Raw genomic sequence first — 14,497 nt, forward strand, 5'->3', positions numbered from 1 at the left:
TGCCCCCGCCCAAGTCTTTGGTCTCAGGGGAGCTGTTATGGCTTACTCTTTAAATTTCCGGTAAAGCGGCGCTGCGGTCGAACGATCGGGGCACGGTCCCGGTTAGGTCACCGCCGGGCGCTTTCGGATCAGCGCGCGGTCTTCGTCGCGGAACGCCCAGCGGTACAGCACGTACAGGTAGATCGCCGCCATCACCGGCTCGCCGATCGCGAGTTCGGCCCATTCGTAGCGTTTGGGGAGCGCGGTGAACAACCCGCCCGCGACGCAGGTGGCGAGCACCGCCCACACCATCGCCCAGCGCCATCCCGCGACGGGTGCTTTCAACAACCGCGACAGATAGGTCGACTTGATGACCGAGGTGATCGACACTGAGACGAACAGTGCGACCGCGGGCCCCGCCGCCTGGAACGCGACCGGCCATCCGGCCGACTGCATAGCGAAGATCAGCCCGAAGCTGAGAGCGACCTGGAACAGCAGCATCCCGATCGAAATCGCCATATTCTGCAACCGCGCAATATAGACGAGCGCGGATTCGCACACCGCACCGGTCGACGCGGCGGCTTCGGCGAACAGCAGGAAGGAGAGCGCTGCCGTCCCCGCGACGAATTGCGGGCCGACCGTTCCCATCACCGCTTCGCCCGGAATCGAGCCCATCAGTGCAAGCCCGGTCTGCGCGGCGAGGATCCAGAATCCGACCTGCCGGACCTGTGCCGCAACCGCATTGGTGTCGCCGCGCGCCAGGCTGGTGGTGATCACGGGGCCGAGGATCGGGTCGAAGCTCGTCTTCAGTTTCCCCGGGATCGACGCGACCTGTTGCGCCATCCAGTAGATGCCGACGATCCGAGGCTCGAACATCAGGAAAAGGATCGAGCGATCGACATTGCGCGTCCCCCATTCGAGCGCATCCGCGCCCGCGAGCGGCGCATTGCGGCGAATCAGCGCGAGCGTCCGCCCCGGATGGAGCCGCCAGCCAACCGGCGCGCCATAGCTGCGCCAGAACGGAACCAGCGACGCGACCAATGCCGCGATCATCGACAGCATGTAGGCGATCACCAGCCCGTCATGCGGCGCGATCGGATAGAGGACCCCCGCCGCAATCGAGATCGTCCACGGCTCGATCACCGCGCGCGCGGTGACGGTGGCTTTCACGTTGCGGCGATAGGCGAGCGCGGCCAGCGTGATGTCCGACCAGGCGGTAAAGACGATGATGCACGGCAGCAGCCGTTCGAGCCCGGTCGGCGCGCTGCCGTGGTACATCAGGTCGGGGAGCAGCAGCAGAATGCCGCTTGCGGTGAAGGACGCCAGCGCCGCGACGACGAGGCAATCCCACACGATGTCGACATGCGGGCGATCCGAATCGCTGATCGCCAAAGCAAGCCCGCGCTTGAGCCCGAAGGTCGCGAGCAACGCCGCCACCTCGACGAACAGCACCGCGCGCGCGAAGGTGCCGAGCGTGTCCGGTCCGTACAGCCTTCCGGCGATGAACAGGAACGGGATGCGCGCGACGAGGCGCATCAGGAAGCCGAGGATGTTGGTCCGCCCGCCCTTGGCGAGCGCGTTGATCTCGTCGTCCGTGCCCCCACGGTCGCCGGTCATCCCCCCCGTCGTGTTGGTCAATGCGCGGCCCCCCAGCTCAGGCCGGTGCCGATCTCGATTCCGAGCGGTACGCTGAGCTGGACGACGGGTTCGGCGGCGGTCGCCATCACGCGCTCGATCACCGGTTTCGCTGCCGCGACATCGCCCTCGGGGAGTTCGAACACGAGTTCGTCGTGCACCTGGAGCAGCATCCGCACATTGGGCAGCCCCGCCTCCAACAGCGCCGGGCCCATCCGGACCATCGCGCGCTTGATGATGTCGGCGGAGGTGCCCTGGATCGGTGCGTTGATCGCGGCGCGCTCTGCCCCCTGGCGTTCGTGCTGGATCTTGGAGGCGATGCGCGGGAAGTGCGTCTTTCGTCCGAACAAAGTGGTGGTGTAGCCGTTCGCGCGGACCGTCTCGGTGGTCTGCGCGATATAGTTGCGGATGCCGGGGAAGCGATCGAAATAGCGGTCGATCATCGCCTGCGCCTCGTCCGCGGTCACGTCGAGCCGACCCGCCAGACCCCAGCGGCTGATCCCGTAGAGGATCGCGAAGTTGATCGTCTTGGCGCGCCCGCGGGTGTCGCGGTTGACCTCGCCGAACAGCTCCTGCGCGGTCAGGCTGTGGATGTCGGCACCACTCGCGAACGCGTCACGAAGCTGCGGCACGTCCGCCATGTGCGCCGCGAGCCGCAGCTCGATCTGCGAATAATCTGCCGCGAGCAGGACGTTGCCAGGTTCCGCCACGAACGCGTCGCGGATCTGGCGGCCGATTTCGGTGCGGATCGGGATGTTCTGCAGGTTCGGATCGGTCGACGACAGCCGCCCGGTCTGCGCGCCGGTCAGCGAATAGGACGTGTGGACACGCCCCGTCGCGGGGTTGATCTGCGCCTGGAGCGCATCGGTATAGGTCGACTTGAGCTTGGACAGCTGCCGCCATTCGAGCACTTTGGTCGCGATGTCCTTACCCGGCGAATCCTTGTCCGCCGCGATCCGCTCGAGCTCGGTGACGTCGGTCGAATAGACCCCGGACTTGCCCTTGCGCCCGCCCTTGATCCCCATCCGCTCGAACAGCACGTCGCCCAACTGCTTGGGGCTGCCGATGGTGAAAGCACCGCCCGCGAGCGCGTGAATGTCGACTTCGAGCGCGCCGATCTGCGCCGAGAATTCTCCCGACAATTGCGCGAGCTTTTCGCGATCGACCTTGATCCCGTGGCGCTCCATCTGTGCAATGACGGGCGCGAGCGGGCGATCGACCATCTCATAGACGCGCGTTGCGCCCTCTGCGGCGAGGCGCGGCTTGAACCGCCGCCACAAGCGCAGCGTCACGTCGGCATCCTCCGCGGCGTAGCGGGTCGCGGCGACCAGATCGATTTCGTTGAAGGTCCGCTGCGACTTGCCGACGCCGACCACGTCCTTGAACGCGATGCAGCTGTGCGACAGATGCGTCGCGGCGAGCTCGTCCATGCTGTGGCCGTGGAGCCCCGCGTCGAGATCGAAGCTCATCAGGATCGTGTCGTCGAACGGCGCGACGTTGACGCCCAAGCGACCGAGCACGATCATGTCATATTTGAGGTTATGCCCGATCTTGAGGACCGACGGATCCTCGAACAGCGGCCTCAACTTCGCCAGCGCGACTTCGACGCTCAGCTGGTCCGGCTTTTCCGCGAACAGTCCGCTCCCGCCATGCGCGAGCGGGACGTAGCAGGCGAGGTTGGGGTGGAGCGCCATGCTGATCCCGACGAGGTCGGCGCGAGTCGCGTCGATGCCGGTCGTCTCGGTATCGATCGCGATCCAGCCCTGATGCTTCGCGAGCGTGATCCAGCGGTCGAGCGCGGCCTCGTCGACCACGGTCTCGTACGAATCAACTTCGCATGGCGGGTCCTGCTCGGTCGGGACCGCCTTGGGCGCAGGGACCGGCGCATCCGCGACCGCCGACAGCTTGGCGAGCAACGAGCGGAACCCGTGATGTTCGAGGAACACGCGCAGCGGCGCATCGGGGATGCCCTTGAGTTCGAGATCCTCGAGCGGCTCGGGCAAGGCGACGTCGCATTTGAGCGTCACCAGCTCCTTCGACAGCCGCGCCATGTCGGCATGTTCGATCAGATTGTCGCGGAGCTTGCCCTTCTTCATCCCCTCGGCAGCGGCGAGGACGGATTCGAGGTCGCCATGTTCGAGGATCAGCTTGGCCGCGGTCTTGGGGCCGACGCCGGGGACGCCCGGCACATTGTCGACGCTGTCGCCCATCAGCGCGAGCACGTCGCCGAGTTGCGCGGGGGTGATGCCGTGGAATTTCTCCGCGACATGCTCCGCGCCCAATCGTCGGTTGTTCATCGTGTCGTACATGTCGAGCCCAGGCTCGATCAGCTGCATCAGATCCTTGTCCGAAGACACGATCGTCACTTCCCACCCCTGCGCGAGCGCGGCGCGCGAGTAGCAGGCGATAATGTCATCCGCCTCCAGCCCCTCGGTCTCGATGCACGGTAACGAGAAAGCGCGCGTTGCATCGCGGATCATCGGGAACTGCGGCACCAGATCCTCGGGCGGCGGCGGGCGGTGCGCCTTATATTGGTCGTACAGATCGTTGCGGAAGGTCTTGGACGACTTGTCGAGGATGACCGCCATGTGGGTCGGCCCGTCCGCGGCATGCACCTCGTCCGCGAGCTTCCACAGCATCGTGGTATAGCCATAGACCGCGCCGACCGGCTCGCCATGCTTGTTGGTGAGCGGGGGGAGGCGGTGATAGGCGCGGAAGATATATCCCGAGCCATCGACAAGATAGAGATGCGGCATCGTGCGGCGATAGCAGCGCCCGCGTCCTAGCAGAAGCCCGCTTTGCGCTCAGCCGTTCGAGCGCGCCACGTTCCGTCGGCTGGCGTTGGCAGAGGTGGTGCTGGCATGGTTGGCGACGACGCTGCTGACGACCGCCTGCATCAGCGCTTGCCGTGCCGGGATCGGGCGTGGCGTATCGCCGATCATCACCGCGATCGCATAGGTCCGGCCATCGGGCGCGATCAGCAGGCCGACGTCGTTATAGCCTGCGGTCCGCCCCGCGAGATCCTGCCCCGTCCCGGTCTTGTGCCCGAAGCTCCATCCGGCCGGGACTGCACCGCGCAGCCGCATCTTGCCGGTGTGCGACGACTGCATCGTCCCGATCAGATAGGAGGTCGACGCCGCCGACAGCAGATCGCCGCGTTTGAGCCGCGCGAGCGCGCCCGTGATTGCGGTGGGGGCGGCACCGTCCGGTGGATTAGCGACGTAGCGTTGGTACGCCGCGATCCGGTCCGCGCGCGACAATGCGTTGCGCGCGCGATTGAAGCCGTCGTTGAAGGCATAAGACGGCTGCCACGTCAGCCCCGCGGTCCCCGCCTGCAGCATTCGCTCGCCCGGACCGAAGCCGATCGCGCCCAGCCCCTTGCGCGCGATGAATCCGCGCACCGCGTTTGGCCCGCCGACCAGCCGCATCAGCCGGTCGTTGGCGGTATTGTCGCTCATCGTCAGTGCGCGCTGAAGCAGTTCTCCGACCGTCGTGCGATAGCCGGTGTCGCCGCGGATCAGCCCGGCGATCGGCTGGTGGAACAGCGTGATGTCGTTGCGGGTCAGCGTGATCGGGTCATCGAGCCTGAGCTTGCCCGCATCGCGCGCGGACAGCACGGTCATCGCGACCCACAATTTGCTGACGCTCTGCTGCGGCAATCGCTGGCTGCCACCCGCATCGATCAACCAGCCGTCATCGACGCTGCGAACCGCGACACCGACCTTGCCGGTAAAGCCGCGCACCAGTTGCGTGACGTTGGCGGCGAGCATCGGGGGCGCGGGCAGCACGTGCCGTCCCGCCGAGGGTCCCGACCGTGGCGGGATCGCGACGATCAGCGGGGCTTGCGCGCCGGTGCTGCTTCTTGCCGCCCGGACGCGCGTGTCATAGCCACACGCGCACAGCGCCGCGCTCAGCGCAAGGATTGCCACCGGCTTGGAAACAGGAAGAGAAAAGATGTGCGCAACCACCAAATTTGTCCCCGCCCGTGCTTTATGCCCTGAACCGCCGCGATAAAGCCAGATCATGTTCTAGGAATGGCTGTGGTGGCTGGCTGCGACAAGCCGCCTCATCGTCGCGATGAGACGGGGTTGCGATGCGCGGGCCGTCAGCCGTCGCCGACCCGCTCGATATCTGCGCCGACCGCGCTCAGCTTTTCCTCGAGCCGTTCGTAGCCGCGATCGAGGTGATAGACGCGGCTGACCTGGGTTTCGCCTTCCGCGACCAGCCCGGCGATGATCAGGCTCATCGATGCACGCAGGTCGGTCGCCATCACCGGCGCGCCGACCAGCCGGTCGACCCCGCGGACGAGCGCGGTACGGCCCTGGACGTGGATGTCCGCGCCCATGCGCGCCAGCTCTGGCACATGCATGTAGCGGTTCTCGAAGATCGTCTCGGTCAGCGTGCTTTCGCCGGGCGCCATGCACAGCATCGCCATCAGCTGTGCCTGCATGTCGGTTGCGAAGCCGGGGAAGGGCGCGGTCGACACCGTCACCGGACGGAGCGGGCCATTCGCCTCGACAAACAGGTTCTCGCCGCGTTCCTCGACCGTGACGCCCGCCTGGCGCAGCGCCTCGATCGTCGCGAGCATGTCGCTCGCCTTGACGCCGACGAGTTCGAGCGACCCGCCCGTAATCGCCGCCGCGCAGGCATAACTGCCCGCCTCGATCCGGTCGGGCATGACCCGATAGGTCGCGCCGTGGAGCCGGTCTACGCCCTCGATCTCAAGCGTTTCAGTGCCGATTCCCGAGATCTTCGCGCCCATCGCGACGAGCAGGTTGCACAGGTCGACGATCTCGGGCTCGCGCGCCGCATTCTCGATCCGGCTGCCGCCCTTCGCGAGCGACGCCGCCATCACGACGTTCTCGGTCGCACCGACCGAGACGACGGGGAAGGTGTAGACACCCCCCGACAATCGCCCGCCGGGCGCGATCGCCTTGACATAGCCCGCCGCCATCTCGAGCTGTGCGCCGATTGCTTCCAGTGCCTTGAGGTGCAAATCGATCGGACGATTGCCGATCGCGCAGCCACCCGGCAACGACACGGTCGCCTCGCCAGCTCGGCCCAGCAACGGGCCGAGCACGAGGATCGACGCACGCATCTTGCGGACGATGTCATAGGGGGCTTCGGTCGCGGTCAGCTTGCCCGCGCGGATCGTCATAACCCGCCCGAAATCCTCGGGCCGTGCGCCCTCGATCCGGGTTGAGCAGCCGAGCTGGTTGAGCAAATGCCCGAAGCTGTCGACGTCGGCGAGCCGCGGCAGGTTGCGCAGCGTCACCGGCTCCTCCGTGAGCAACGCGCACGGCATCAGCGTGAGCGCGGCGTTCTTGGCACCGGAGATGGGGAGACGGCCCGAGAGGCGGTTGCCGCCCCGAATGAGAATACGATCCATCGACCTCGTTTATCGTCTTACCCCGCGCGCGCAAGCATGCGCGGAAAGGATTCACCCTTTGGTGGCGTGGTCAGCACGGTTGATCGACTTTAATGCGAAGTCCCCGAGAGACTGCTTTTGACGTACGAGAACAAGGGGTGATCACCGCGTGCCGCAAAGTTGCTTCGCCGACCGTCTCGGCGATCTGGTGGAACTGACGCCGTCTGAACGCATAGCGCTCGGCCGGCTGGAGGAGCGCGAGCGTGTGCTTCGACGCAACATGACGTTACAGCGCGAAAACGATCGCGCGGGCGAGATGTTCGTGCTCCGCAAGGGCAAGATGATGAGCTCGGTGCTGCTGGACGACGGCAGCCGGCAAATCCTGCGCTTCCATTTCGCGGGCGACCTGCTTGCGATGACCAACATGATCTACAGTAGTGCGACCGAGACGATCACGGCGCTCGGCGACTGCGTGGTAGCACCGTTCGATCGATCCGTGCTGAGCGACCTGATGCTGGCGCAGCCGCGGATTGCGGCGCTGATCCTGATTTGCAACCAGATCGAGCGCGCTGCCCTGACCGACCGGCTCGCAGCCCTCGGGCGAACCTCGGCAAAGGCGCGGGTCGCGGCGATCCTGCTGGAAATTCGTAACCGGATTCAGCTGCTCGACCGATCGACGCCTGGAAGCTTCATCCTCGGGCTGACGCAGGAGGAGATCGGCGATGCGACCGGGCTCACCGCGGTTCACGTCAACCGGATGCTGCGACAACTGGAGGAAGAGAAGATCATTTCCCGCGAGGCAGGGCAAATCCGCTTTCTCGACGAGCCCAGGATGGCGCGCGCGGCAAATTACGTCGATCGCTACGCAGGTCTCAATCTTGGCTGGCTACCAGGCCATCCCTGACGGACGGTGCTCGGGCTTCAGACCTTTTCGAGCATGCACTGGAGCGGGTGCTGATTCTGTCGGGCGAAATCGAGAACCTGCGCGACCTTGGTCTCGGCGACTTCGTAGCTGAAGATCCCGCACACCCCGACACCCTTCTGGTGGACATGGAGCATCACCCGCGTCGCGGCTTCCATGTCCATGCGGAAGAACCGCTGAAGCACGAGCACCACGAATTCCATCGGCGTGTAATCGTCGTTGAGCAGCAGGACGCGGTACGGCGTCGGTTGCTTGGTCTTGGAACGCGTACGCGTCGCGACTCCGGTGCTGCCGTCCCGATCGGAATCGTCGGTTCCGTCGTCGCGGCGCTCAGCCATGGAGAGGGGGTTTGGGTCAATCATGCAGCGCTAAAATATGGCATTGCAGCCCTTCAGGGCAAGGGGTTCGCACAAAGGAAAAGGGCGGCTCCCGTCGGGAACCGCCCTTTGCCGTCACAACGGGGAAATCGCTTATGCGGCGACCTTCACCTTTTCGACCGCAACCGCGACGCGGTTCGAGATCGGCTGCGCGATTTCGCCGAGCAGCTTGACGTAGCCCTCGGTGAACTTGGCGGTTTCCGCCATCATCGAATCCATCGCCTGCTTGGTCATCTCGCTGTGGAGCTTGAAGAAATCGGTCGGCGACTTGATCGATGCGAACTGGCTGGCGGTGGTGCTCGCCTTCTCGACCGAATTGCGAACATAGTCGCTGGTGTAGCGCGCGATATCCTCGGCACCCTTGGCCGCGATCTTGCTCGACTCGACGACTGCCTCGAGGTTGCCCTTCGAGAACTCGCTCAGCTCTGCAATCATCTTCGAGCCCTTCTCCATCGCGGTCTTCGCGCGATCGTTCGCATCGGCGAACATCGTCTTCGCCTGGGTCTGCGCGGTGTCTGCGGCGGTGTTGATCGTTGCGTCCATGGTGCTGAGGTCCTTCTGCGTGATGGCCGTCGCAGGCGCGATGGCGGGGGGTGATTCGGTCTGGGTCGAGATCGTGGGTTCGGGATCGGTCGGTTCGGGGCTGGCCAGGACTGGCTCCGCAGGAGCGGCCGGTTCGCTCGGAACGACCGCCGCAGGGGGCGTTGCCACCACATCGGGTGTCACCGGGGCAGGCGCGGGCACCGCGACAGGCAGTGGCTTGGCGATCGGTCGGCCGGCGGCAGCCTTGGCAACCGGCTTGGCCGGGGCGGGCTGTGCGACGAACGGCACGGGCGGGGTCTCAGCTGCAGCCTTGGGACCAGTGGCCAACGGCTTGGCGGTCCGCTTGGGAGCGATCGATTTTGGGCCTTTGCTCGCCATGACCAGCGTTCTCCTACGACACATTTGCTGCGCTGCAATATATCGTAAGATTCGCTCGGACACAATATCTTTGCTGCACTGCAACATGCACAATTTGATTTACGCAAGTCCTTGGGAATGCGGGGCTATTTCCCCGTTATCGGGCCTTTACGTAGATTCCCGGAGCGTCGTCCAGCGGTGCCAGCGGCCCTTCGCCCGGAACGCGCGGACCCGTTGCCGGGACATGATCCTGCCCCTGCGTACGCAGCCAGTCGTTCCAGTCCGGCCACCAGCTTCCCTTGGTCTCGGTTGCTCCCGCGACAAAGTCCTCGAACCGCTCCACGGGTGCAGGATTGAGCCAATATTGGTACTTCTTTGCCGACGGCGGATTGACCACGCCCGCGATATGCCCCGACCCCGCCAGCACGAAGCGTTTGGGGCCGACGAAATGCCCCATCATCGCCCAGACGCTTTCCGCCGGAGCGATATGATCCTCACGCCCGGCCTGGATGTAGGCGGGGGTGGCGACTCGCGACAGGTCGATCGGCGTCCCGAGCGCGGACATTTCGCCGGGCTTGGCGAGACGATTGTCGCGGTACAGGTCGGTCAGATAGGCGATGTGCCAGGCCGCGGGCAGGTTGGTCGTGTCGCCGTTCCAGTGGAGCAGGTCGAACGGCGCATAATCCTTGCCGAGCAGATAGTTGTTGGTGACGTAGTTCCAGATCAGGTCCCGCCCGCGGAGCTGGTTGAACACCGCCGCCATATACCGCCCGTCGAGGAACCCGTCCGGCGTCAGTGAACGAATCAGCGCGAGTTGGTCGTCGGCGACGAAATGGAGCAATTCGCCCGCCTTCTCGAAATCGACCTGTGCGGTGAAGAAGGTAGCGCTGGCGACCTTGTCCGCTTCGTCCCGCGCCGCGAGGATCGCTAGCGTTGCCGCCAGTGTCGTACCCGCGACGCAATAGCCGATCGTATGGACGGCGGGCACGTCGAGCGCGCCGCGGATCGTATCGATCGCGTCGATCTGCGCACCGATATAGTCGTCCCACACGACATGCTTCATCGTCGCATCCGCGGAGCGCCACGATACCATGAACACGGTGATGCCTTGTTCGACCGCCCAGCGGATGAAGCTCTTCTCGGGGCTCAGGTCGAGGATGTAGAAGCGGTTGATCCACGGCGGGAAGATCACCAGCGGGGTGGCCAGCACGTTCTCGGTGGTGGGGCTGTACTGGATCAGCTCGTACAATTCGGTGCGATGGACGACCTTGCCGGGCGTCATCGCGATGTTGCGCCCGAGTTCGAACGCGCTCTGATCGGTATGCGTCAATTGCCCCTTGCCAAGATCGGCGAGCATGTTCTGCAAGCCCTTGAGCAAATTCTCGCCGCGCGTCTCGATCGTCTTCTCGATCACCTCGGGGTTGGTGGCGGGGAAATTGGTCGGGCTCATCGCATCGAGGAAGCCGCGCGCAGTGAAGCGCATCTGCTCGCGCTGCTTGTCGTCGACGCCGTCCAGCGCCTCGATCTGCGCGAGCATCGTGTCGGACACGAGGAAATAGCTCTGGCGGATGAAATCGAACACCGGGTCGTCGTGCCAGCGCGAATCCTTGAAACGCTTGTCACGCGCGCGATCGGGCGCCTCGGCACGCGGCGCTGGCGGGGTCGTCGGATCGAGCATCCGCTGCCACAAGGTCAGGCTCTGCGTCCAGAAATCCTGCGTTCGCGCGACCGTCGCGGGATCGGTCAGGCCAGGGATCGCCGGGAACATCACGTTGCTTGCGGTCATCGTAGCGATGCCCTGTTCGAGCAGCATCTGTTGGGCGCGTCCGAGTACCCAGGTCCAGTGCTGCATGTCGGCGAGGCTTGGCTGGGCGGAGCCGCCCGGCGTGGTGGTTTCCGATTCGGCCATGACATCCTCGATCCCGTTTCCTCGCCTTCTATCGCGTCGCGTCGATCCCGTCATTCCGGATCACGTCCGCAATCAACCGCTTGGCCGCAACGCGTCAAAAGGACGCTGCTTTTGCACGCAAACAAACCCGGGGTGACGAAGCGCGCGGCTTTGGCGTAAGGATCGGTCTCCTCAAGCCGGGTTTCGCGCAATGTCCGACGATTTCTACCGCATCAAACGCCTGCCACCGTATGTCATCGCCGAAGTCAACGCGATGCGCGCGGCCGCGCGAGCGGGCGGGGAAGACATCATCGATCTTGGTATGGGCAACCCCGATCTGCCGCCGCCGCCGCATGTGATCGAGAAACTGATCGAGGTGGTGCGCAAGCCCGACGCGCATGGCTATTCGCAGTCCAAGGGGATTCCGGGCCTTCGTCGTGCGCAGGCCAATTATTACGGGCGTCGCTTCGGGGTGGATCTCGATCCCGAGACCGAAGTCGTCGTGACGATGGGGTCGAAAGAGGGGCTCGCCAGCCTCGCGACGGCAATCACCGCGCCGGGCGACGTCGTGCTCGCGCCCAATCCGTCCTATCCGATCCACACCTTCGGCTTCATCATCGCGGGGGCTACGATCCGCGCGGTGCCGACCACGCCCGATGAAGCCTATTTCGAATCGCTCGAGCGCGCGATGGCGTTCACCGTGCCCCGTCCGTCGGTGCTGGTGGTCAACTATCCGTCCAACCCGACTGCGGAAGCGGTCGACCTCGCCTTTTACGAACGGCTGGTGGCGTGGGCGAAAGAGAACCAGGTCTGGATCGTGTCCGACCTTGCCTATTCTGAGCTCTATTACGACGGCAATCCGACGCCTTCGATCCTGCAGGTGCCGGGCGCCAAGGACATTGCGGTCGAATTCACTTCGCTCAGCAAGACCTATTCGATGGCGGGCTGGCGGATCGGATTCGCGGTCGGCAACGCCAAGCTGATCGCGGCGATGACGCGGGTCAAATCCTATCTCGATTACGGCGCGTTCACCCCGATCCAGGCGGCGGCGTGTGCGGCGCTCAACGGGCCGCAGGATATCGTCGAGGCGAACCGCCAGCTGTACCACAAGCGCCGCGACGTGATGGTCGAGAGCTTCGGCCGCGCCGGATGGGACATTCCCGCCCCGCGCGCGTCGATGTTCGCCTGGGCCCCGCTCCCGCCAGCGCTCGCGCACCTAGGTAGCCTTGAGTTCTCCAAACAATTGCTGACAAGCGCCAACGTCGCGGTTGCGCCAGGGGTTGGCTATGGCGAGAACGGAGAAGGCTTTGTGCGGATCGCGATGGTCGAGAACGAACAGCGGTTGCGGCAGGCCGCGCGCAACGTGAGGAAGTATCTCCAGTCGATGGGCGTCAACACGCCAAGCGCCAAGGCCGGTTGACCCCAGCCGAATGATCAATCCCCTGTACTCGATGGCCGGCGTTCTCGTCGGCCTCGTCGTCGGCTTGACCGGGGTCGGTGGCGGCTCGCTGATGACGCCGCTGCTGGTGCTCGCCTTCGGTTTCCACCCCGCCACCGCGGTCGGAACCGACTTGCTCTATGCCTCCGCCACCAAGACGGTGGGCACGACCGTCCACGGCTGGCGTGGGACGGTCGACTGGAGCGTCGTCGGGCGGCTCGCCGCGGGGAGCGTCCCCGCCGCGCTGCTGACGCTCGTCATCCTCCATTACGAAGGCGAGCGGTCCGCCAATACCGGGCACGTTATCTCGGTCGCGTTGGGCATCACGCTGCTGCTGTCGGGGATCGCCACGCTGCTGCGCAAGCGGATCGTCGCGGCGCTGTCGCAGCGGCTGGGCGCGGTGAATCCGCGGCGGCAGGCGCGGATGACGATCCTGCTCGGCGCGGTGCTGGGCGTGCTGGTGTCGCTGACCTCGGTCGGCGCGGGTGCGCTCGGGATGACCGCACTGCTGATCCTCTACCCGACATTGCCGATCAACCGGCTGGTCGGCTCCGACATCGCGCATGCGGTGCCGCTGACGCTGCTCGGCGGGATCGGGCACTGGATTCTGGGGTCGGTCGACGGATCGTTGCTAGTGTCATTGCTGATCGGGTCGATTCCCGGGATCATCGTCGGCAGCCTGATCGCGACGCGCGTCTCGGACCGCGTGCTGAGCCCGATCCTCGCGGTGGTGCTGGCGCTCGTCGGCATCAAGTTGCTGTTTTGATGCGCGACGGGTTCGCCTTTTCGACGCGATTCCGCGTGCGCTATGCCGAGATCGACGGGCAGAAGGTCGTCTTCAACTCGCGCTATCTCGAATATGCCGACGTCGCGGTGACCGAATTCTGGGAATGGACCGGGATCGGCGAGGCGCTGGGCGCTGCCTGGCACGAGACCGAATTCCACGTACGGCATAGCGCGATTGACTATCTCAAGCCGTTCGTCTGGGGCGATACGATCGAGGCGTTCGTGCGGATCGACCGGATCGGCGGATCGAGCCTGACGCAGCGGTTCGAGCTGTGCCACGCCGAGACGGGCGACCTGCATACGGTGATCGCGATGACGGTGGTCAACGTCCATCTGCCGACGGGCAAGGCGGTCGCGATCGCGGACGACGTGCGCGGGTTTCTGGAACGGATCCCGCGGTAGAAGCCGTTCTCCTGCCTACGCAGGAACACAAAATGTCAGTTGTCCTTCACGCCCACCGTCAGATCGAACCGAATCCGCACCCATGCGCCGATCATCGGCTTCCCCCCGATCCGTGGCGGGCGCACGCGGAACTGCCACGCTGCCAGCCTGAGCGCGCGCGACAGCCCCGATCCCGGCGGGGATTCGCCGAGCGAGCGGCAATTCTCGACGTGATAATCCTCGATCGTCTTGCACGCGATTAGCCCGTATCCGCTCTGAACGCCCGGCGGCAGATACGTCGCCAGTTCGGCGCGGGTCGGCTCGCGATACCATTCAGCATTGTACAGCGCGGCACCGCCCGGCCCCTGCCCGGGACCATAAGCCGCGACGCTGTCTTTCCCGGTCCCCTCGGAATCGCCCGATCCCTTGCTAGACGGGATCTTGCCGATGTCGGACGCGGCGAATTCGTCGCGGCTCAGCTCGATAAATTGTGGCCGCGTGGGTGTGACGACTGGCGGCGGCGCGACCGGGGGCGGGGGCGCGGGCGAGGTCGTGCTGGCGGCCTCGCGCTGCTTGGTCGGCTTGCGGGTGCGCTGCGTTGGCTTGGGGCCGACCGCGGGGGCATCGGGCGGGACCTCGAAGGTCTTGAGTGATTGGTCCCGCTTGGGGGGCGTGAACACGCCGGTGCCGAGTTGCAGCAGCAACAAGGCAACCAGTCCCTCGACGACCAGCGCAAGGATGATCCCGCGCGCGCGGCCGCGATCATTGGAAGAACGGTAAGTCGAGGATGCCATCAAGTCGGTGCCCAGAGCGCTTGCTCGCG

At 65.3% G+C, this 14,497-nt stretch carries 12 protein-coding genes; 4 read left to right on the top strand and 8 right to left on the bottom strand.

Annotation, left to right across the window (positions count from 1 at the left end; all coding sequences use genetic code 11):
- Positions 1–102: 102 nt before the first annotated feature.
- The 4 genes from ABIC17_RS00695 to murA all read right to left on the bottom strand — a co-directional run bounded on the left by ABIC17_RS00695 (position 103) and on the right by murA (position 7,003).
- Positions 103–1,596: a lipopolysaccharide biosynthesis protein gene (locus tag ABIC17_RS00695; RefSeq protein WP_354279402.1), complete on the bottom strand. Its 1,494-nt coding sequence runs from the start codon at positions 1,594–1,596 to the stop codon at positions 103–105.
- Positions 1,597–1,613: 17 nt separating this feature from the next.
- The gene (gene polA, locus ABIC17_RS00700) at positions 1,614–4,370 is read right to left on the bottom strand and encodes a DNA polymerase I (protein ID WP_354278747.1); all 2,757 of its coding nucleotides are present in this window, start codon (positions 4,368–4,370) and stop codon (positions 1,614–1,616) included.
- Between the two features lie 48 nt (positions 4,371–4,418).
- A complete protein-coding gene (locus tag ABIC17_RS00705; RefSeq protein WP_502958401.1) occupies positions 4,419–5,537 on the bottom strand; it encodes a serine hydrolase in 1,119 nt (372 codons plus the stop codon).
- 182 nt (positions 5,538–5,719) lie between these two features.
- Positions 5,720–7,003, bottom strand: a complete 1,284-nt coding sequence (gene murA / locus ABIC17_RS00710) for a UDP-N-acetylglucosamine 1-carboxyvinyltransferase (RefSeq protein ID WP_354278749.1) — start codon at positions 7,001–7,003, stop codon at positions 5,720–5,722.
- Positions 7,004–7,151: 148 nt separating this feature from the next.
- Here murA and ABIC17_RS00715 point away from each other — a divergent pair, with 148 nt between their 5' ends.
- On the top strand, positions 7,152–7,886 hold the full coding sequence (locus ABIC17_RS00715) for a Crp/Fnr family transcriptional regulator (RefSeq protein ID WP_354278750.1): 735 nt from the start codon (positions 7,152–7,154) through the stop codon (positions 7,884–7,886).
- Between the two features lie 17 nt (positions 7,887–7,903).
- Here ABIC17_RS00715 and clpS read toward each other — a convergent pair whose 3' ends face one another.
- From clpS to ABIC17_RS00730, 3 genes are all read right to left on the bottom strand, one after another.
- Entirely contained in the window at positions 7,904–8,242 is a 339-nt protein-coding gene (gene clpS, locus ABIC17_RS00720; protein WP_354278751.1) for an ATP-dependent Clp protease adapter ClpS, read from the bottom strand.
- A gap of 132 nt (positions 8,243–8,374) precedes the next feature.
- On the bottom strand, positions 8,375–9,202 hold the full coding sequence (locus ABIC17_RS00725; RefSeq protein WP_354278752.1) for a phasin family protein: 828 nt from the start codon (positions 9,200–9,202) through the stop codon (positions 8,375–8,377).
- Between the two features lie 136 nt (positions 9,203–9,338).
- Entirely contained in the window at positions 9,339–11,090 is a 1,752-nt protein-coding gene (locus ABIC17_RS00730) for a PHA/PHB synthase family protein (protein WP_354278753.1), read from the bottom strand.
- A 190-nt stretch (positions 11,091–11,280) separates the two neighbouring features.
- Here ABIC17_RS00730 and ABIC17_RS00735 point away from each other — a divergent pair, with 190 nt between their 5' ends.
- Genes ABIC17_RS00735 through ABIC17_RS00745 form a run of 3 tightly spaced genes read left to right on the top strand, consistent with a single transcriptional unit; the run spans position 11,281 to position 13,695 of the window.
- Positions 11,281–12,489 (top strand): LL-diaminopimelate aminotransferase, encoded by a 1,209-nt coding sequence (locus ABIC17_RS00735; protein WP_354278754.1) that lies wholly within the window; start codon positions 11,281–11,283, stop codon positions 12,487–12,489.
- A gap of 10 nt (positions 12,490–12,499) precedes the next feature.
- On the top strand, positions 12,500–13,273 hold the full coding sequence (locus ABIC17_RS00740; RefSeq protein WP_354278755.1) for a sulfite exporter TauE/SafE family protein: 774 nt from the start codon (positions 12,500–12,502) through the stop codon (positions 13,271–13,273).
- The gene (locus ABIC17_RS00745) at positions 13,273–13,695 is read left to right on the top strand and encodes an acyl-CoA thioesterase (protein WP_354278756.1); all 423 of its coding nucleotides are present in this window, start codon (positions 13,273–13,275) and stop codon (positions 13,693–13,695) included. The genes ABIC17_RS00740 and ABIC17_RS00745 overlap by 1 nt, the downstream gene beginning before the upstream one ends.
- Positions 13,696–13,730: 35 nt before the next feature.
- Here ABIC17_RS00745 and ABIC17_RS00750 read toward each other — a convergent pair whose 3' ends face one another.
- Positions 13,731–14,468, bottom strand: a complete 738-nt coding sequence (locus ABIC17_RS00750) for a hypothetical protein (RefSeq protein ID WP_354278757.1) — start codon at positions 14,466–14,468, stop codon at positions 13,731–13,733.
- Positions 14,469–14,497 lie beyond the last annotated feature (29 nt).

This window comes from Sphingomonas sp. PvP056 (genome assembly GCF_040549155.1).
Taxonomy (GTDB): Bacteria; Pseudomonadota; Alphaproteobacteria; order Sphingomonadales; family Sphingomonadaceae; genus Sphingomonas.

What these genes read in the sequence shown, in the direction of transcription:
- ABIC17_RS00695 (WP_354279402.1), bottom strand. Translation starts at nt 1,596, where the DNA reads ATGACCGGCGACCGTGGGGGCACGGACGACGAGATCAACGCGCTCGCC.
- polA (WP_354278747.1), bottom strand. Translation starts at nt 4,370, where the DNA reads ATGCCGCATCTCTATCTTGTCGATGGCTCGGGATATATCTTCCGCGCC.
- murA (WP_354278749.1), bottom strand. Translation starts at nt 7,003, where the DNA reads ATGGATCGTATTCTCATTCGGGGCGGCAACCGCCTCTCGGGCCGTCTC.
- clpS (WP_354278751.1), bottom strand. Translation starts at nt 8,242, where the DNA reads ATGGCTGAGCGCCGCGACGACGGAACCGACGATTCCGATCGGGACGGC.
- ABIC17_RS00725 (WP_354278752.1), bottom strand. Translation starts at nt 9,202, where the DNA reads ATGGCGAGCAAAGGCCCAAAATCGATCGCTCCCAAGCGGACCGCCAAG.
- ABIC17_RS00730 (WP_354278753.1), bottom strand. Translation starts at nt 11,090, where the DNA reads ATGGCCGAATCGGAAACCACCACGCCGGGCGGCTCCGCCCAGCCAAGC.
- ABIC17_RS00735 (WP_354278754.1), top strand. Translation starts at nt 11,281, where the DNA reads ATGTCCGACGATTTCTACCGCATCAAACGCCTGCCACCGTATGTCATC.
- ABIC17_RS00740 (WP_354278755.1), top strand. Translation starts at nt 12,500, where the DNA reads ATGATCAATCCCCTGTACTCGATGGCCGGCGTTCTCGTCGGCCTCGTC.
- ABIC17_RS00745 (WP_354278756.1), top strand. Translation starts at nt 13,273, where the DNA reads ATGCGCGACGGGTTCGCCTTTTCGACGCGATTCCGCGTGCGCTATGCC.
- ABIC17_RS00750 (WP_354278757.1), bottom strand. Translation starts at nt 14,468, where the DNA reads ATGGCATCCTCGACTTACCGTTCTTCCAATGATCGCGGCCGCGCGCGC.